This is a genomic window from Limnobacter sp. G6BE5S, assembly GCF_058448965.1.
This window is the reverse complement of record NZ_JBZFLM010000006.1, coordinates 208,372-224,190: the sequence shown is the minus strand read 5'-3', so window position 1 is coordinate 224,190 and position 15,819 is coordinate 208,372. Positions and strand designations below refer to the sequence as shown.

The 15,819-nt window shown below is 53.8% G+C and carries 18 protein-coding genes; 10 read left to right on the top strand and 8 right to left on the bottom strand.

What is annotated here, in order from left to right; all coding sequences use genetic code 11:
• Positions 1 to 58 precede the first annotated feature (58 nt).
• Positions 59 to 1,102 carry a rod shape-determining protein gene (locus tag ACVL1J_RS12605; protein ID WP_008248080.1) on the bottom strand — a complete coding sequence of 348 codons (1,044 nt, stop codon included), beginning with the start codon at positions 1,100 to 1,102 and terminating at the stop codon, positions 59 to 61.
• A gap of 233 nt (positions 1,103 to 1,335) precedes the next feature.
• Here ACVL1J_RS12605 and gatC point away from each other — a divergent pair, with 233 nt between their 5' ends.
• From gatC to gatB, 3 genes are all read left to right on the top strand, one after another.
• A complete protein-coding gene (gene gatC / locus ACVL1J_RS12600) occupies positions 1,336 to 1,635 on the top strand; it encodes an Asp-tRNA(Asn)/Glu-tRNA(Gln) amidotransferase subunit GatC (protein WP_341236698.1) in 300 nt (99 codons plus the stop codon).
• Positions 1,636 to 1,698: 63 nt separating this feature from the next.
• A complete protein-coding gene (gene gatA, locus ACVL1J_RS12595; protein ID WP_159569070.1) occupies positions 1,699 to 3,183 on the top strand; it encodes an Asp-tRNA(Asn)/Glu-tRNA(Gln) amidotransferase subunit GatA in 1,485 nt (494 codons plus the stop codon).
• Between the two features lie 14 nt (positions 3,184 to 3,197).
• Positions 3,198 to 4,637: an Asp-tRNA(Asn)/Glu-tRNA(Gln) amidotransferase subunit GatB gene (gene gatB / locus ACVL1J_RS12590; RefSeq protein WP_159569069.1), complete on the top strand. Its 1,440-nt coding sequence runs from the start codon at positions 3,198 to 3,200 to the stop codon at positions 4,635 to 4,637.
• Positions 4,638 to 4,976: 339 nt separating this feature from the next.
• Here the strand turns inward: gatB and ACVL1J_RS12585 are convergent, their stop codons facing one another.
• Entirely contained in the window at positions 4,977 to 5,759 is a 783-nt protein-coding gene (locus ACVL1J_RS12585) for an exodeoxyribonuclease III (RefSeq protein WP_491665361.1), read from the bottom strand.
• Positions 5,760 to 5,783: 24 nt separating this feature from the next.
• Between ACVL1J_RS12585 and pyrE the strand changes: the two genes are divergently transcribed.
• On the top strand, positions 5,784 to 6,488 hold the full coding sequence (gene pyrE / locus ACVL1J_RS12580; protein WP_159569067.1) for an orotate phosphoribosyltransferase: 705 nt from the start codon (positions 5,784 to 5,786) through the stop codon (positions 6,486 to 6,488).
• Here the strand turns inward: pyrE and ACVL1J_RS12575 are convergent, their stop codons facing one another.
• Genes ACVL1J_RS12575 through ACVL1J_RS12555 form a run of 5 tightly spaced genes read right to left on the bottom strand, consistent with a single transcriptional unit; the run spans position 6,489 to position 10,150 of the window.
• Positions 6,489 to 6,773: an HP0495 family protein gene (locus tag ACVL1J_RS12575; protein WP_159569066.1), complete on the bottom strand. Its 285-nt coding sequence runs from the start codon at positions 6,771 to 6,773 to the stop codon at positions 6,489 to 6,491.
• Between the two features lie 3 nt (positions 6,774 to 6,776).
• The gene (locus ACVL1J_RS12570) at positions 6,777 to 7,970 is read right to left on the bottom strand and encodes a D-alanyl-D-alanine carboxypeptidase family protein (RefSeq protein WP_394673082.1); all 1,194 of its coding nucleotides are present in this window, start codon (positions 7,968 to 7,970) and stop codon (positions 6,777 to 6,779) included.
• Positions 7,971 to 8,016: 46 nt separating this feature from the next.
• Positions 8,017 to 8,655, bottom strand: a complete 639-nt coding sequence (locus tag ACVL1J_RS12565) for an alpha/beta hydrolase (RefSeq protein ID WP_341236695.1) — start codon at positions 8,653 to 8,655, stop codon at positions 8,017 to 8,019.
• Positions 8,652 to 8,963: a (2Fe-2S) ferredoxin domain-containing protein gene (locus tag ACVL1J_RS12560; protein WP_159569064.1), complete on the bottom strand. Its 312-nt coding sequence runs from the start codon at positions 8,961 to 8,963 to the stop codon at positions 8,652 to 8,654. Before ACVL1J_RS12560 ends, ACVL1J_RS12565 begins: the two co-directional genes overlap by 4 nt.
• Before the next feature lie 41 nt (positions 8,964 to 9,004).
• Entirely contained in the window at positions 9,005 to 10,150 is a 1,146-nt protein-coding gene (locus tag ACVL1J_RS12555) for a VanZ family protein (RefSeq protein ID WP_491665360.1), read from the bottom strand.
• 88 nt (positions 10,151 to 10,238) lie between these two features.
• On the opposite strand from ACVL1J_RS12555, the gene ACVL1J_RS12550 reads away from it, so the two are divergent.
• From ACVL1J_RS12550 to ACVL1J_RS12540, 3 genes are read left to right on the top strand one after another with little or no spacing between them, the layout of a single operon-like run.
• Entirely contained in the window at positions 10,239 to 10,991 is a 753-nt protein-coding gene (locus ACVL1J_RS12550) for a biotin--[acetyl-CoA-carboxylase] ligase (protein ID WP_341236693.1), read from the top strand.
• The gene (locus tag ACVL1J_RS12545) at positions 10,988 to 11,809 is read left to right on the top strand and encodes a type III pantothenate kinase (RefSeq protein WP_159569061.1); all 822 of its coding nucleotides are present in this window, start codon (positions 10,988 to 10,990) and stop codon (positions 11,807 to 11,809) included. Before ACVL1J_RS12550 ends, ACVL1J_RS12545 begins: the two co-directional genes overlap by 4 nt.
• Positions 11,806 to 12,537, top strand: coding sequence for a hypothetical protein (locus ACVL1J_RS12540; RefSeq protein ID WP_159569060.1), 732 nt, complete (start codon positions 11,806 to 11,808; stop codon positions 12,535 to 12,537). Before ACVL1J_RS12545 ends, ACVL1J_RS12540 begins: the two co-directional genes overlap by 4 nt.
• A 1-nt stretch (position 12,538) precedes the next feature.
• Here the strand turns inward: ACVL1J_RS12540 and ACVL1J_RS12535 are convergent, their stop codons facing one another.
• A complete protein-coding gene (locus ACVL1J_RS12535) occupies positions 12,539 to 13,594 on the bottom strand; it encodes a class I SAM-dependent methyltransferase (RefSeq protein ID WP_491665359.1) in 1,056 nt (351 codons plus the stop codon).
• A gap of 183 nt (positions 13,595 to 13,777) precedes the next feature.
• Here ACVL1J_RS12535 and ACVL1J_RS12530 point away from each other — a divergent pair, with 183 nt between their 5' ends.
• Genes ACVL1J_RS12530 through ttcA form a run of 3 tightly spaced genes read left to right on the top strand, consistent with a single transcriptional unit; the run spans position 13,778 to position 15,818 of the window.
• Positions 13,778 to 14,542 carry an SDR family oxidoreductase gene (locus ACVL1J_RS12530; RefSeq protein WP_159569058.1) on the top strand — a complete coding sequence of 255 codons (765 nt, stop codon included), beginning with the start codon at positions 13,778 to 13,780 and terminating at the stop codon, positions 14,540 to 14,542.
• Positions 14,539 to 14,943, top strand: coding sequence for a dihydroneopterin aldolase (locus tag ACVL1J_RS12525; protein ID WP_159569057.1), 405 nt, complete (start codon positions 14,539 to 14,541; stop codon positions 14,941 to 14,943). Before ACVL1J_RS12530 ends, ACVL1J_RS12525 begins: the two co-directional genes overlap by 4 nt.
• Positions 14,944 to 14,945: 2 nt before the next feature.
• A complete protein-coding gene (gene ttcA / locus ACVL1J_RS12520) occupies positions 14,946 to 15,818 on the top strand; it encodes a tRNA 2-thiocytidine(32) synthetase TtcA (RefSeq protein ID WP_159569056.1) in 873 nt (290 codons plus the stop codon).
• Position 15,819 lies beyond the last annotated feature (1 nt).

Genomic DNA, 15,819 nt, shown 5'->3' with positions numbered 1-15,819 from the left:
TCGCCGGTTCAAGGCTAGGCTGGGTTAGAAGCCGGAGTTCGAACCGCTTGTACTCTATTTATTCACTGGTGAAAATGGTGCCCAACTTGTCCATGCGTTCCAGCGCAAGGCCGCAACCACGAACCACGCAAGTCAGCGGGTCTTCGGCCACATGCACAGGCAAGCCGGTTTCTTCCATGAGCAAGCGGTCCAGGTCGCGCAACAAGGCGCCACCACCGGTCAGCATCATGCCGCGCTCGGCAATGTCTGCGCCCAGTTCTGGTGGAGTTTGTTCCAGTGCGGATTTCACTGCGGACACGATTGCATTCAATGGTTCGGTCAGCGCTTCCAGAATTTCATTGGAAGAAATGGTGAATCGGCGTGGAATGCCTTCCGACAAATTGCGGCCTGTCACTTCCATGTCTTTCACTTCCGAGCCGGGGAAGGCGGATCCGATTTGCTTCTTGATGGCTTCCGCTGTGGGTTCGCCGATCATCATGCCGTAATTGCGGCGAATGTAGCTGATGATGGCTTCGTCGAACTTGTCGCCGCCCACGCGCACGCTGCCTGCGTACACCATGCCACCCAGGGAAATGATGCCCACCTCGGTGGTGCCGCCGCCAATGTCAACCACCATGGAGCCCGATGCTTCGGAAACTGGCAGGCCTGCACCAATTGCAGCAGCCATTGGTTCTTCAATCAGGTAAACCTGGGATGCACCTGCGCCCAATGCGCTTTCGCGAATGGCGCGGCGCTCAACTTGCGTCGACCCGCAGGGCACGCAAATGATTATTCTGGGGCTGGGAGAAAACAGACGGCTTTCGTGAACCATCTTGATGAACTGCTTGAGCATTTGCTCAGTCACCGTGAAATCGGCGATCACGCCGTCTTTCATGGGGCGAATGGCCTCGATGTTGCCTGGCACTTTACCCAACATTTGCTTGGCTTCAAGGCCAACCGCAGTGATGGTTTTCTTGCCATTGGGGCCGCCTTCCTGGCGGATGGCAACCACGGAGGGCTCGTCGAGAACGATGCCTTTGGTGCGGGCGTAAATTAGCGTGTTGGCCGTGCCCAAATCAATGGCCAAGTCGTTTGATAAGTAGCTGCGTAGAAACCCAAACATGGTGATGTTCTAACCTGTGTCGTGTAGTTGGAGAGCTGCCAAGCCCGCGAAGCTCAAAGTTGTCTAGAAGTTGTCCGGTTCGCCACTATTTATGGGACTTCACTTGTCAAGTGGCGTAACTACCGATGATAACCTATAAAATAAGTAGACTTTGATCAACACAGACTTTCACCAAGCGGCTTTTGCATCATTTAGAAGCGATGCTCAGGCCTGCTGGTCGGCGGAGAAAATTTATGTCCCTTGATTCCGGACAAATTGCAAAAATTGCGGCCTTGTCGCGCTTGAAAGTGGCTCCCGAGCAAGCCCTGGCCCTTGAGCAACAATTGAACAAGATCATGCAATTGGCCGATCGCTTGAGCAGTGAAAACACCGAAGGTGTTGAGCCACTCGCGCATCCCATCTCGCTGATTCAGCCGATCGCGCTTCGCTTGCGCGAAGACCTGGTGACAGAAGCAGACAACCGCACTGCCAACATGGCCAACGCGCCAGCAGCCGAGAAAGGCTTGTTTTTGGTGCCCAAAGTGATCGAATAATTGTTCATTGAAAAGTTTTACCTCCTAATTTTGCAAATCTGACATTGGAATGTGGTTTTAAGCATGTCTTCCAAACTTCAAAGTATTTCCGCGCTGCGCACCCTGCTGGACGAGAAAAAAGCCAGCGCGACTGAGCTGGCCCACGACGCCCTGCGCGAAGCGGGTCAGCAATCCAGTCTGAACGCATTCGTTGACATTCGCGATGACCTCACCCTTGAACAAGCCAAAGCTGCCGATTTGCGTTTGGCTTCCGGTGAAAAAGGTGCGCTACTGGGTATTCCCACTGCGCACAAAGACATTTTTGTTACACAGGGCTGGACCAGCACGGCAGGCTCCAAAATGTTGGCAGGTTACCAAAGCCCCTTTGATGCCGAGGTGGTGTCGCGCTTGAATGCTGCTGGAACCGTCAGCATTGGCAAATTGAACTGCGATGAATTTGCAATGGGTTCGTCCAACGAAAAAAGCGCCTACGGTCCGTGTTTGAACCCTTGGGACTCGCTGGCTGTGCCCGGTGGCTCCTCGGGTGGTTCGGCGGTGGCCGTGGCCGCTGGTGTGGTGCCATTTACAACCGGCACCGACACGGGTGGTTCTATTCGCCAACCTGCCTCGTTGTGCGGCATCACCGGCATCAAGCCCACCTATGGCAGTTGCAGCCGCTATGGCATGATCGCCTACGCAAGCAGCCTGGACCAGGCTGGCCCCATGGCCCACAGTGCCCGCGATTGCGCCTTGGTACTCAATGCCATGGTGGGCTTTGATGCGAAAGACAGCACCAGCGTGCAGCGTCCAGTTGATCAAGAGGATTTCACGGCCGGTTTTGGCAAGGCCTTGAGAAACGGCGATGTCGCAAAACCGCTGGCTGGTGTGCGTGTGGGTCTTCCCGCTGAATTTTTTGGCGAGGGTTTGGCCGCCGATGTACGCGCGCCAATTGATGCTGCACTGAAACAGCTTGAAGCCATGGGCGCCATGCTGGTGAACATCAGCCTGCCGCGCACTGAATTGTCCATTCCTGCGTACTACGTAATCGCCCCGGCCGAAGCCAGCTCCAACCTGTCGCGTTTTGATGGTGTGCGTTATGGTCACCGCGCGGCCGATTACACCGATTTGAAATCCATGTACGAGAATTCGCGCAGCGAAGGTTTTGGCCTTGAAGTACAGCGTCGCATCATGGTGGGTGCCTATGTGCTTTCGCATGGTTATTACGACGCGTATTATTTGCAGGCCCAGAAAATTCGCCGCCTGATTGCGCAAGACTTCCAGGCTGCCTTTCAGCAGTGTGATTTCATCGCTGGCCCGGTCAGCCCCACAGTGGCGTGGAATTTGGGCGAGAAGTCGGCTGACCCGGTTCAAATGTACCTGGCCGACATTTACACGCTGAGCACCAGCCTGGCTGGTTTGCCCGGCATGAGTGTGCCCGTGGGCTTCGGTGACAAAAACCGCCCCGTGGGCATGCAGCTGATTGGCAACTATTTCAAGGAAGGGGAATTGCTGGCATTGGCTGATCATTATCAGCTTGCTACCGATTGGCACCTTCGTACACCGTCTTAAAAAGGGATCACACCATGCAATGGGAAATTGTGGTGGGTCTTGAAACCCACACCCAGCTCACAACAGAATCAAAAATTTTCTCGGGTGCTAGCACCGCTTTTGGTGCCGAGCCCAATGCACAGGCCTGTGCCGTTGATTTGGCTTTGCCCGGTGTTTTGCCAGTCATGAACAAGGCCGCCGTGCAGCGTGCCATTCAGTTTGGTTTGGCCGTGGGCGCCAAAGTGGCCGAGCACTCCATATTTGCGCGTAAAAACTATTTCTATCCCGACTTGCCCAAAGGCTATCAAATCAGCCAGTTTGAAATTCCTGTGGTGCAGGGCGGAACAGTCAGCTTTTTGCTGGGCGATCAAATGAAAACCGTGCGCCTGGTGCGCGCCCATTTGGAAGAAGACGCAGGCAAAAGCCTGCATGAAGACTTTGCAGGCCAGTCGGGTATCGACCTGAATCGTGCTGGTACGCCGCTGCTCGAAATTGTGACCGAACCCGACATGCGCTCGGCCGAAGAAGCGGTGGCCTACGCAAAAACTTTGCACACGCTGGTCACATGGCTGGGCATTTGCGACGGCAATATGCAGGAAGGCAGCTTCCGCTGCGACGCCAACGTGTCGGTTCGCCCCAAAGGCGAAACCAAGCTGGGTACGCGTTGTGAAATCAAAAACCTGAACAGTTTCAAGTTCTTGCAGGCTGCCATTTTGTTCGAAGCGCAGCGTCAAATCGAAATCATCGAAGATGGCGGCGTTATCAAGCAAGAAACGCGACTTTACGATCCAGATCGCAACGAAACCCGTTCCATGCGCAGCAAGGAAGATTCGGAAGACTACCGTTACTTCCCCGATCCTGATCTGCCTCCACTGATGATTTCCCAGGAGTGGGTTGAGCAGGTTCGCGCTGAAATGCCTGAATTGCCAGGCCAGAAACAGGCGCGTTACACCGCTGATTTGGGTTTGAGTGAATACGATGCGGTTACCGTCACTGGCAGCCGGGCCATGACCAATTACTTTGAAGCGGCCTTGGCCGTTGCAGGCAATGACAAAGCAAAGCCCTTGGCCAACTGGTTGCTGGGTGAGTTTTCGGCCAACCTGAATCGGGAAGACAAAACGCCTGCTGAATCACCCATTGAGCCAGCCCTGATGGCTGCTTTGGTGAAGCGCGTGGTAGACGGAACCCTGAACAACAAAACTGCGAAAGTGGTGTTTGCTGCCCTGTGGGAAGGCAAGTACGCTGACGTGGATGCGTGTATCAAAGGTGAAGGTTTGGAGCAGATTTCCGACTCAGGCGCTGTCGAGAAAATGATTGACGATGTGTTGGCTGCGCATCCCGGCCCTGTGGCCGAGTACAAGGCAGGCAAAGAAGCCTCGTTTAACTTCTTGGTTGGGCAGATCATGCGCGCCGCGCGCGGAAAGGCCAACCCGGCGCAGGTGAATGAGATTTTGAAAGCCAAGTTGAGTTCTTGATTTGACATCTCGATTTGGCTTGAGCCGGCGGCTTGCAAATCTCCACCAAGGCGCATCTCACCGCGGGGCTTAACGCCCAATCGGCGGCGATGTTTCGATCGCTTCGCCTTCAAGAAAACCTGCCCTTGCGTGCCGAGCAGGGCCGGTGTTGCCCAGTATGGGCGACAGAGAACGGACCCGACCCGCTTTTTAGGAGGGTCGTTCTCAGGCATCGTAAGGTTCAGCAAGGGAGCTACAGGTTTTCAGGCGAGAGATTGAAATTCGCGCCGAGTGGGCCTTAAAGAGCTACGCGTTATCGGAAGTCAAGCCGGTTGAGCGATCCAAACCAGCTTGCCAAACTCACAGCGGGTGATCGTAATCCGCAATCAGCGGTGCATGGTCTGAAAACTTCTGGCCCTTGTAAACACTCACTTCACGTATCAAGTCACGCAATGCGGGGCTCACCATCTGGTAATCAATTCGCCACCCCACATTCTTGGCATAAGCTTGCCCTCGGTTGCTCCACCAGGTGTAGCAAGCCTCGGTTTCCTCTGGGTACAGCACGCGGTAAGCGTCTACCCATCCGCGATTTTCAATTACCTCGCCAATCCAGGCGCGTTCTTCAGGGGTGAAACCGCTGTTTTTCAGGTTGCCTTTCCAGTTTTTCAGGTCAATTTCCTTGTGGGCAATATTCCAGTCGCCACACAAAACAACAGGCTTCTTCTTGCTCTCAAAATTGTCGAAAATTTGCGCAAAGTGATCTAAAAACCGGAATTTGGCTTCTTGTCGTTCTTCTGAGCTGCTGCCAGACGGAAAGTAGATGGACGACACAATCATGTTCTCGAATTCTGCGGTGACCATGCGGCCTTCAGCATCGAATTCGGCGTTATCTAGTCCATAAGTCACATTAAGTGGTTCGATTTTGCTGTAAATGCCTACTCCGCTGTAGCCTTTTTTCTCTGCAGCCTGAAAGTAGCCTTGGTAGTCCCCTGGTTGCAGGTGTTCCGGCCCAAGATCGGCCAAGTGCGCCTTGATCTCCTGCACGCACACCACATCGGCCTGGCTTTGGTTCATCCAGTCGAAAAACCCTTTTGTGTGGGCAGAACGAATTCCATTCAGATTTGCTGAGATAATGCGGGTCATTGTATGAAGTCAGTTTTTTAGGGATTGATCGTGGTCGATTCAAATCAAAATTTACAGGTTCTTTCCGACCAGTTTTTGCAGTTTGCTGTCGAAAAGCAGGTGTTGCGCTTCGGTGAATTCAAAACCAAGGCCGGAAGAATGTCACCGTACTTTTTCAATGCGGGTCTGTTCAACACAGGCTCTTCTTTACAAAAGCTCAGTGAATTTTACGCACAAACCTTGCTTGAGCAAACCGCTGAGCGGGGAATTGAGTTCGACATGTTGTTTGGTCCGGCTTACAAGGGTATTCCTTTGGTGGCAGGCGCCACCATGGAAATGGCCCGCCGTGGTCGAGACGTGCCCTACGCCTTTAACCGCAAGGAAGCCAAGGACCACGGAGAAGGTGGTTCTTTGGTAGGTGCTCCACTGGAAGGGCGTGTTGTCATTGTTGACGATGTCATTTCGGCAGGCACATCGGTGCGCGAATCCGTTGAAATCATTCGCGCCAACGGGGCTGAGCCCGCAGCTGTGCTGATTGCCCTTGATCGCATGGAAAAAGGTATGCGCGATGGTCAGGACACACAGCACTCGGCGGTTCAGGAAGTTGAGCAGTTGTATGGTATCCCTGTGCTGGCCATTGCCAACCTGCAAGATTTGTTGCGCTACCTGTTGACTCGCCAAGCGGCCAATGTTCGCCTGGCCGGCTGGTACGAAAAGGTCAAGGAATATCGTTCCCGTTACGGGGTTTGATCAAAGTACAACCGACACCAGCTCGTGGCCGGACAGCGCCCTGTAGATGTCGTCCAGCTCGTCTTGGTTGTGGACATAGACGTTGCAGGTCAAGCTCAGGTAATTGCCCTTGCTGCTGGGGCGCATGTCAACGCCTGCAACATCAAATCCAGGGCTCATGCTGAGCAATAAATCGCAAATTACCTGAGAAAATTCAGGCACATTCTTTCCCATCACCTTGATGGGAAAGTGTGTCGGAAACTCAATCAGGCTTTTCTTGCCTTCACTGGGTGTCGGTGTGCTCATTGTTTACTCTTCAAACCACAATTTGGCAGAGTCTACCATTCGGCCAAACAAACCGGCTTCTTCGGCTGTGGACAGGGCCAGAAGCGGCACAGTACCAATTGTTTCGCCGTTCAGTGTCAACTTCAAGGTGCCCAATTCGGTGCCCGCAGGAATTGGCGCAATCAGGGTGCCTTTTTTCTCGACTGTGGCCTTCAATTGTTTGGCCATGCCGCGTGGCACATTGATCAGCAGGTCCTTGTTCACGCCCAGCTTTATCTCTTTGGCCTGGCCTTTGTAGACCTCGCTGGTGCTAATGGCTTGCTTGGCTGAATAAAGCTTCACGGTTTCAAACATTTGATAACCGTAGTTCATCAGTTTCAGGCTTTCCTGGGTGCGGGCCTGGTCCGATGTGGTGCCCAGTACCACCGACAGCAGGCGGCGATCAACTCCGTTGGGCAGTGTGCGATTGGCCGAGCTGACCAGGCAATAGCCAGCCGACTCAGTGTGGCCGGTTTTCATGCCATCCACGGAAGAGTCGATCCACAACAGGCGGTTGCGGTTGGGCTGACGAATGCCGTTGTAGGTGTATTCCTTGGTCGAGTACATCTTCTTGTAGTACTCAGGAAAGTCTTGAATGATCCGTTTTGCAAGAACTCCCAGATCGCGCGCCGTGGTGTAGTGCTGCGGATCGGGCAGGCCTGTGGCGTTTTTGAAGTTGGTGTCCGTCAGGCCCAGTCGCTTGGCTTGCTGGTTCATCAGTGTCGCAAAGTTGTTTTCGTCCCCTGCCAACAGTTCGGCTATCGCGCGGCTTGCGTCGTTGCCCGACTGCACAATCACACCGTAAAGCAGTTCTTCAACTGTGACTGGCTTGTTGGGTTCGATAAACATGCGTGAACCTTCCGCCTTCCAGGCATAGGGTGACACTGGCACTTGTTGATCCATGCGAATTTGCTTGCTTTCAAGTGCTGCAAAAGCCATGTAGGCCGTCATCAACTTGGTCAGCGAAGCGGGATCAAGGCGTTCGCGGCTATTGAACTCGGCCAGGGTTTGGCCCGTGGTCAGGTCTAGCAACATATAGCCCTTCGCGCCGATTTCGGGTGGAGGGGGCATGACACTGGATTGGGCAACCGCTTGCGTGGCAACTCCGATACCCAGGCCCAGAACCAATGAAAGTTGGCCCACATGGCGTTTGAATCGGGAAATTCCTGAATTAAACAAGTAAAAAGCTCCTGTACTAGAAATGGGTAAGGAAAGTGGATGGCGTTTAGCTTGGGTAATAACGCACAACCAGCTCTTTGAGTTGAGGCAGTTTGCCGTGAAAAAAATGTTCCACTCCTGGCAAGACCATCACTGGCAGGTCTTGTTCACCTGCCCAACGTAAAACATCGCTTAGCGGCACAGTGTCGTCGACTTCACCATGAATCACCAGTGTGTTGTCAGGTACAGGGGCCACGTCAAAACGACTCGTGGCAGTGCCCACCAGCACCAGTTTTCCGATGTTTATTCCAGCCTCGCGCAGTCGTTGTGCGCCGTGGCTGGTGACAAATGCACCGAAGGAGAAACCAGCCATGGCAACCGGCTGGCTTTGTAGCTCCACGGGCAGCAAAGTTGTGCGGGCCTGTTCAGTCAGTTGCGCAAGGTCGTCGGTTTCGCCTTGACCGTTGTCGTGCGTGCCAGCGCTTTGACCGACACCCCTGAAATTGAAGCGCAAGGTCGTGTAGCCCATTTGAAGAAACGCGCGCGCTAGCGTTTGAACAACTTTGTTGTCTTTGGTGCCGCCAAACAAAGGGTGGGGGTGTGCAATGACCGCCAAGCCGCGTATCGCTGCGGTGGGCTCGTCAATAGACACTTCAATCGGGCCTGCGTGGCCGTCCCACAGTTCATGTCGGGTTTTCGGATTCATGGCAATCGCAGGCGTTCGACGATTTCACCGCCCACCAAGTGAGAATCAATAATTTCATCCACGTCCGAGATGTCCACATAGGTGTACCAAACACCTTCGGGATACACCACCATCACGGGGCCTTCATCGCAACGGTCCAGGCAACCCGCTTTGTTCATCCGGATTTTCCCCTGTCCATTCAAGCCCAGCTTTTTGATGCGCTCCTTGGCGTGTGCATGCGCTGCCGATGCGTGGCAATCTGCGCAACAATTTTCATTGTTGGGGCGTTGGTTGGTGCAAAAGAAAACGTGCTTCTCGAAGTAGCTCATGGCTGGGTGAATCCGCGTGATTGCTCAGGGTATGGTTCCTATTATCGCCGAAAACGTCGCTCGGGCAGGCTCAAAAAGGTCAAAACAGTCAGCGCCAAAATTGGCCACAACTCGCTCACCCAGCGCCCGGCCTCTTGCAGGCTACGAAAAATTGCCAGAATGCCGCTGCCTGGGTTGCCCAGGTCGGGGTCGTAAACACCGGGTAAAAGCAAGGTGATCAACCACCCACCCAACAAGTGCAGCAGGCCGATGCGAGCCATGTGGTGGGGCAACACCTGCATCATCGAAATGGTCAGTGCTACCACAAAGGCGATCAGCAGGCCCAAACTATTGGCCTCAAACCAACGTTGCCCCAAGTAGCTCCACGCCGACATGGGTGCCAGTACCAGGTAATCAAGCAAGCGAATCAATAGCGTCAGCGCAATCAACACAATCAAGAGTCGTGTTCGTGGCGAGCCAGCATGGGTCTGGGCAAGGCCAACCATCCAGGCGCACATCAAAAAACAATAGTTGATGAATGTGGGGGCGATTGTTTCAATTTTCAGCAATACCTCCAGGGGTATTCCAAATGGCGTGCTGTGCTGCAGCGGGCCGGGTATTTCCAGCAAATTACCCAGCCACAGCCCTGTGCTGAATGTCGGGTTTTGCGGCGGTAAAATGCTGAGAAACCAAAGGCTGAGCAAGCCCATGCCAATCCATGCACGCTGAATCAGCCAATGTTCAATTCTGCGGTTTAATAATGGGGCAATTCGGTGGTGCGCGGTCACGTAAATACCCGCCAATACGCCCAAGGCGCCACCAATCGCATTGGTGACCAGGTCCATTTTCGAAGGCACCCGGCTTGGCAAAAATGTTTGCATCGATTCCAGGGCCAGCGAGATCAGCGCACACACCAGCACCACAAGTATTTTGTCGAATGTACGCGGCTGCCGGTTCAGCCCCAGCAGCATCAGAAAGCCCAGCGGAATGTAGCCCCCGATATTGATGAATACATCGGCCCACAGTACTTTTTGATGCACGGGTATCCAGGGGCCAAACAGAAATTCAAAAGGACCAATGCCAATGTGTCGCCAGTCACTGTAAGGAAACAGGCTCAGGTGAATGACCATGCACGCATACAGACTCGCAAACATCAGAATCCCGGTGTATGGGGTTCTTTTCAGCAGGCTGGAATGGATTGGTGACATTGGGTTTGAGCAGTTCCTTGGTTTTGAGTCCCATTCGAGGGTTAAGATGGGCGAAATTTCACAACTTGCCTGAAATAATCGTCATCCGATGTTAACCCAAGCCGAAGTGCACTGGATCGAACTCGATTCAGTCGACTCAACAAATGATTATCTCAGCCGCGCTTACCAGCAGGGGCGAGTGTCGGGTGTTGCGGCAGTGCTGGCCAACATGCAAACTGCTGGCCGCGGGCGTGGCGGGCGAGTGTGGCAGGCGCAGCCCGGTTCTGGTTTGTGCCTGTCTTTGGGCTTGCCCATGGCGGGGCTGCAAATGCCATTCTTGCCGCTTTGCGTCGGCGTGGCAGTGGCTCAGGTTCTTGAGCAATGGAATGTACCCGTGCACCTGAAGTGGCCCAATGATTTGTTGGCGGACCAACAAAAATTGGGCGGTGTGCTGTGCGAATCCTTTCAAACCGGGCAGGGTGCAGTCACTGTGGTCGGGATTGGGCTGAATATTCAGCCCGTCGATGTTCCCGACGCGCTTTCCGGTCGGGGGGCCACCAGTTTGTCGAACTATTTGCCAGCGTCTAGTATGCCTTCATCGCGCAACCTGGCCGAGCAGGTCGTGTTTTCGGTTTTGAGATGGATTGACATGGCAAGCGTACAAGGAATTGACGCGATATTTGCTGAATTCACCCGGCGTGATTCCTGGCTGCACAATCCAGTGCAAGTGGAAGACCAAGGGGTGGTTTGTTTTACAGGCGAGGCCATGGGAATTGACCGGCAAGGTGCGTATTTGGTAAATACAGAACAGGGCCTGCGTGCAGTTCATGCGGGCGATCTGTCATTGAGGGTGCGGCTGTGAGCAATACTGGCAGTTTGTTGTGTATCGACGCAGGAAACACGTTGGTGAAGTGGTGCTTGCACGCGAGCGTCAGTTTGCCGTTTGAGCAACCCTCGGCTTTTTTCAGTCACCCGACCACAGGTTTTAAGCCTTTCTCTGGCGCATCGAAGTTGTTGCACCAGCAACTTGCGCCTTGTTTGGATCATGCTCAGTCCCCAGTGCAGGCGGTGTTGCTCAGCAATGTCTTGGGCCCGGATTTCGAACGGTCAGTGCGCGAAGTGTGCGAGGTTGCTGGCGTGGCCCTGCATGTATTGACTGTGAACAGGCATGCCGAGGTTCAATCGGCATACGAAACCCCAGCTGCTTTGGGTAAAGACCGATGGGCGGCATGCATGGCGTTGACTCAAGTCAGCCAGGCTGCTGTCAATTTGTTGGTGAGCTTTGGCACGGCCACCACGTTCGACATCGTGGTCAAAAATACCCACTGGCAACACTTGGGCGGATACATTGTGCCGGGCATTGAAACCATGCTTCAAAGTTTGCATTCCAACACCGCTGAATTGCCCAAGGTGGATTTCAATCTCGCCACTGCCAACACTTGGCCTGTCAGCACGCAGCAGGCAATTGGCCAAGGCGTTGGTCGCATGCAGGCAGCAATGGTGCAGTCAATTGCGGCGCAGTTGGAGCAGGAGCATCGTGAGCCTGCCGTGGTGTGGCTCTCGGGTGGGTTTGCACCCATGATGCAGGCCAGTTTGCCGCAGGCCAAGCTGCTTGAGCATGCTGTGTTCAAGGGTTTGTTGGTTGATTATCTATTGGGTCAGAAAGGTGCGGCAGCATGAATGGTTGGCGTGTTCTGGCTGTGTTCCTGCTATTGGGTAATCTGGTCTTGCTGGGTTTGGGTGTTGTTACAAACAGCAGTTCGCAAAAAGCGATTGATTCGCCTGGCTTGCGTGCTGAGTGGGTCGGCGTAGAGCGCCCCTGGGATCAGGCTGTTGATGTCATTCGTGCGCCTACACCCGTGGCCCCTAAAATTGATTTGAAACAGGGGCAAGCCCAGCTCGACAGTGCAATTGAAAATGCAAGTAAACAGGTGTTCGAGAATCCGAAACTCAATCAGGAATGCCTGTTGTGGGGCCCATTGCTGCAAAGTGAATCTGCGCGCGTCCAAGAGGCCTTGCTGAATTGGGGCGGGGAAACTGACAGGCTCGAACGACAAGTGCCAGTAGGCTACGTGGTTTACCTGCCGCAAGACATTGTGAACAGTGGGGTCGGTATTGACCAACTCTCTGGCAAGGGTATTACCGACATGTTTTACATCACCACACCTGGGCCGTTGCAAGGCACTATTTCATTGGGCTTGTTTAGGGACCTGGATCGGGCGAATGTTCAGAAGGCTGACCTGGCCCGGCGTGGTGTCGTGGGGGTTCAAATTCGGGAGCGACTTGGTCCGGTGCGTGTGTTTTTTGAGCTTCGGGGAAATGCCACGCAAATTGAATCAATGCGTTCAGTGTTTGAGTTGAACAGAAAAGGCGAGCTAAAGCCTTGCGAATCGCAAGCAGCATCCTGAGTTAAAGGTCTCCGCTTCGGTCCTTGTCTAAAAATATCTGGGCCAACTGTGTGCCCTCCGCGTTCACGCCTTTGCTCCAGCAAATCACTTTGAATGCTTCACCCATGTCGGCTTCGTTCAGCAGTGTATTCAAATGTTGACGCATCAAGGCGCCACGCGTCGGGTGAGTAAAATCAGGCTGTTGTTGGGCCAGTTCAAGAATGCCATGCGCCAATAAAAATTCGCCTTGGTGTGCATAGCCTTCGAGTTCGCCGTTGCAGCTTGTCAGCGCCTCATACACCGCGCTGAAATTCACGTGGGCCGTCAAATCCTGTTGGCCCACTTTCACCAAAAAATCATCATGTGCTGTGTGGCGGCTTGTCGCGCGCAAGGTGCCTTTGCTGCGCGTAGGGTGGTAGTACATGGCTTCATGAAAACCATAGTCAATCATCAGCGCAAGGCCGTTTAAGCGCTCCGTCATTGTTTTTACCCACGCGGTGCTTTGCTCTGCAATTTCAGATTCATAGCCCTCAGGCCAGGGACCGTGGGCCGATTGCAGGTCAGAAATGGCGGTGGCTAAAACCGGGTCGGCTGGTTTCCATACCCAGCGCAACTCGCCGTTCAGGTGTTGAACCCAAGCTTCAAGTGGCCCGTCGCTTTGCCATTTGAATCGACGAACCGGGGTGGCGTCGAGCACCTCATTGCCCAACACTACGCCGCGGAGTTCATCCGGCAATTCACCAAGCCAATGCACTTTCTGCACCACTTCCGGGCCATGCAGTGCCTTTAACTTGGCCAGTTGCACGGGTTTTAATCCTGCCGACACATCCACGATGTTGTACTGGGTAATCAAATCCCCTGCGGTTTGAAGAATATCGCAAGCCAGTTGCCCGGTTCCGGCACCAAACTCATACACAACACCATTGCAGCGTGGCAGCACGTCACGCAGGGCTTTCCCCAGCGTTTGTCCAAACAGGGGGCTTAGTTCGGGTGCAGTAACGAAGTCACCCTGGCGACCAAAAATTTGCTCGCCCCTGGCGTAGTAGCCATTTTGCAGGTCGTACAGTGCAAATCGCATGAACTCGTCAAAGCGAGTGGCGTGATTAAAATTCGACAGCATGGGGCAGGTCTGGTTTAGAATAGCGGGTTCTTCTTTTAAAAATCAAAGCCTTGAAGTGAACCCTTGTTTGCTTGATGGTGAGTATCCTCGGTTTTCAGATTCTAACCGATCAAACAGCGATGACACAGCGATGACACAGCGATGACACATGCCAATCCTCAATATGCCCTGGTAACAGGGGGCGCAAAGCGACTGGGTAAAGCCATTTCGCTCGAGCTTGCGCGCGCTGGCTGGTCCATCGTATTGCATTGCCGTTCCTCGCTGGCTGAGGCCCGCGACACAGCGGCGCAAATTGAAGCCCTGGGTGTGCAGTGTGTGGTGGTTCAGGCCGATCTTGAAAAGCCCGACGAGGTTGAAGCCCTGTTCGACGCAGCCGAACAAACCGGGCCCATCCGTTGCGTGGTCAACAATGCGTCATTGTTTGAGTTCGATTCTGGCGAAACCTTTCAGCCCGAGCTTTTTCATCGGCACATGGCCTCGAATCTGGCTGCACCCATTCAATTGGCCAAACGCCTGTTTCAGCATGTACCCGACAACGAGCAAGCTGTCGTGGTGAACCTGCTTGATCAAAAGCTGAAAAATCTGAACCCTGATTTCTTGAGTTACACCTTGACCAAGGCGGGCCTTGAAACCGCCACCACCATGTTGGCCATGGAATTGGCCCCCAAGGTGCGCGTGGTCGGCGTGGCCCCAGGCCTTACCTTGATATCGCACCTGCAAACCGATGCGCAATTCGAGAGTACACACCGAATTTCGCCTTTGAACAAATCCTCCGAGCCCCAAGACATCGCCAACACGGTGTTGTTCCTGGTGCAAAGCCGCGCAATCACTGGCACCACCATTCTTGTGGATGGCGGGCAGCACCTGGTGCCCATGGCGCGCGATTTCAGCATGATGACACCATGACAGACTGGTTTTTTGATTCTCGCCTCGCCGACTGCCGTCGCGTTTTTATTCGTGATTTCGATGTATCGGCTGCCATCGGTGTGTTCCCCCAAGAGTTGGGGCGCACGCAGGCGGTGCGCATCAACATTGATTTTTGGGTAAAGTGCGCCTCCACCCCTTCCGAGCGTGATTTGCTGGTCGATGTCGTTGATTACGACTTCGTTCGCCCGGGCATTCACGGTCTCATTCAGTCGGGCCACATTGGCTTGCTTGAAACGCTGGTGGACAAAACCCTGGCGCTGGTACTCGAGCACCCCAAGGTACTCGCGGCCCGTGTTCGCGCTGAAAAATCCGAGGTCTATCCCGACTGTGAATCAGCCGGTGTCGAGGTATTCCGCTTCAAATCTTCGCAAAGTATTTAATCATGCAAACCATCACGATTTTCCCCAACAAGGCCGAGCAGAAAGACGCGTTTGAGTTCAACAAACTTGAGAAACGCCTGACCAAGCAAGTGGGCCAGGCCATTGCCGATTTCAACATGATTGAAGACGGCGACAAAGTGATGGTGTGCGTGTCGGGTGGCAAAGACAGCTATGGCTTGCTCGACATTTTGTTGCTGTTGCGTCAGCGTGCGCCAATTCATTTCGACATTGTCGCCGTGAATCTGGATCAGAAGCAGCCCGGTTTCCCTGAAGAAGTGCTGCCCAACTATTTGCGCAGCATCAACGTACCGTTTCATATTGAAGAACAAGACACTTACTCAATTGTGAAACGCGTGATTCCCGAAGGCAAAACAACGTGTTCTTTGTGTTCACGGTTACGCCGCGGTATTTTGTACCGTGTTGCTTCCGAGTTGGGTGCCACCAAAGTGGCTTTGGGGCATCACAAAGACGACATTTTGCAAACACTGTTGCTGAACTTGTTCTACGGCGGTCGCATGAAAGGCATGCCACCGAAGTTGGTCAGCGACAATGGCGAACACACCATCATTCGCCCATTGGCTTATTGCCGGGAACGGGACTTGGCGCGGTATGCCGAAGAAAAGAATTTCCCGATCATTCCGTGCAACTTGTGCGGCAGTCAGGAAAACCTGAAGCGCAAGGAAATGGCGGCGTTACTCAATCAGTGGGAGAAACACAACCCACGCTGGATCGCCAACCTGTTCACGTCCCTGTCCACCGTGGTGCCTTCGCACCTGATGGATCGCAAGCTGTTTCCGTTCGAAACCATTCGCCCCGGTGCGGCGCTTGAAGACGGCGCGGGTGACAAAGCGTTTGATGCGGATGACGAGTGCTAAC

Excerpts from the sequence above, each read along its gene's own strand:
- ACVL1J_RS12535 (WP_491665359.1), bottom strand. The coding sequence starts at position 13,594 with ATGCGATTTGCACTGTACGACCTGCAAAATGGCTACTACGCCAGGGGC.
- ACVL1J_RS12530 (WP_159569058.1), top strand. The coding sequence starts at position 13,778 with ATGACACATGCCAATCCTCAATATGCCCTGGTAACAGGGGGCGCAAAG.
- ACVL1J_RS12565 (WP_341236695.1), bottom strand. The coding sequence starts at position 8,655 with ATGAATCCGAAAACCCGACATGAACTGTGGGACGGCCACGCAGGCCCG.
- gatC (WP_341236698.1), top strand. The coding sequence starts at position 1,336 with ATGTCCCTTGATTCCGGACAAATTGCAAAAATTGCGGCCTTGTCGCGC.
- gatB (WP_159569069.1), top strand. The coding sequence starts at position 3,198 with ATGCAATGGGAAATTGTGGTGGGTCTTGAAACCCACACCCAGCTCACA.
- ACVL1J_RS12605 (WP_008248080.1), bottom strand. The coding sequence starts at position 1,102 with ATGTTTGGGTTTCTACGCAGCTACTTATCAAACGACTTGGCCATTGAT.
- ACVL1J_RS12585 (WP_491665361.1), bottom strand. The coding sequence starts at position 5,759 with ATGACCCGCATTATCTCAGCAAATCTGAATGGAATTCGTTCTGCCCAC.
- ttcA (WP_159569056.1), top strand. The coding sequence starts at position 14,946 with ATGCAAACCATCACGATTTTCCCCAACAAGGCCGAGCAGAAAGACGCG.
- gatA (WP_159569070.1), top strand. The coding sequence starts at position 1,699 with ATGTCTTCCAAACTTCAAAGTATTTCCGCGCTGCGCACCCTGCTGGAC.
- ACVL1J_RS12540 (WP_159569060.1), top strand. The coding sequence starts at position 11,806 with ATGAATGGTTGGCGTGTTCTGGCTGTGTTCCTGCTATTGGGTAATCTG.
- ACVL1J_RS12555 (WP_491665360.1), bottom strand. The coding sequence starts at position 10,150 with ATGTCACCAATCCATTCCAGCCTGCTGAAAAGAACCCCATACACCGGG.
- ACVL1J_RS12575 (WP_159569066.1), bottom strand. The coding sequence starts at position 6,773 with ATGAGCACACCGACACCCAGTGAAGGCAAGAAAAGCCTGATTGAGTTT.
- ACVL1J_RS12525 (WP_159569057.1), top strand. The coding sequence starts at position 14,539 with ATGACAGACTGGTTTTTTGATTCTCGCCTCGCCGACTGCCGTCGCGTT.
- ACVL1J_RS12560 (WP_159569064.1), bottom strand. The coding sequence starts at position 8,963 with ATGAGCTACTTCGAGAAGCACGTTTTCTTTTGCACCAACCAACGCCCC.
- ACVL1J_RS12550 (WP_341236693.1), top strand. The coding sequence starts at position 10,239 with ATGTTAACCCAAGCCGAAGTGCACTGGATCGAACTCGATTCAGTCGAC.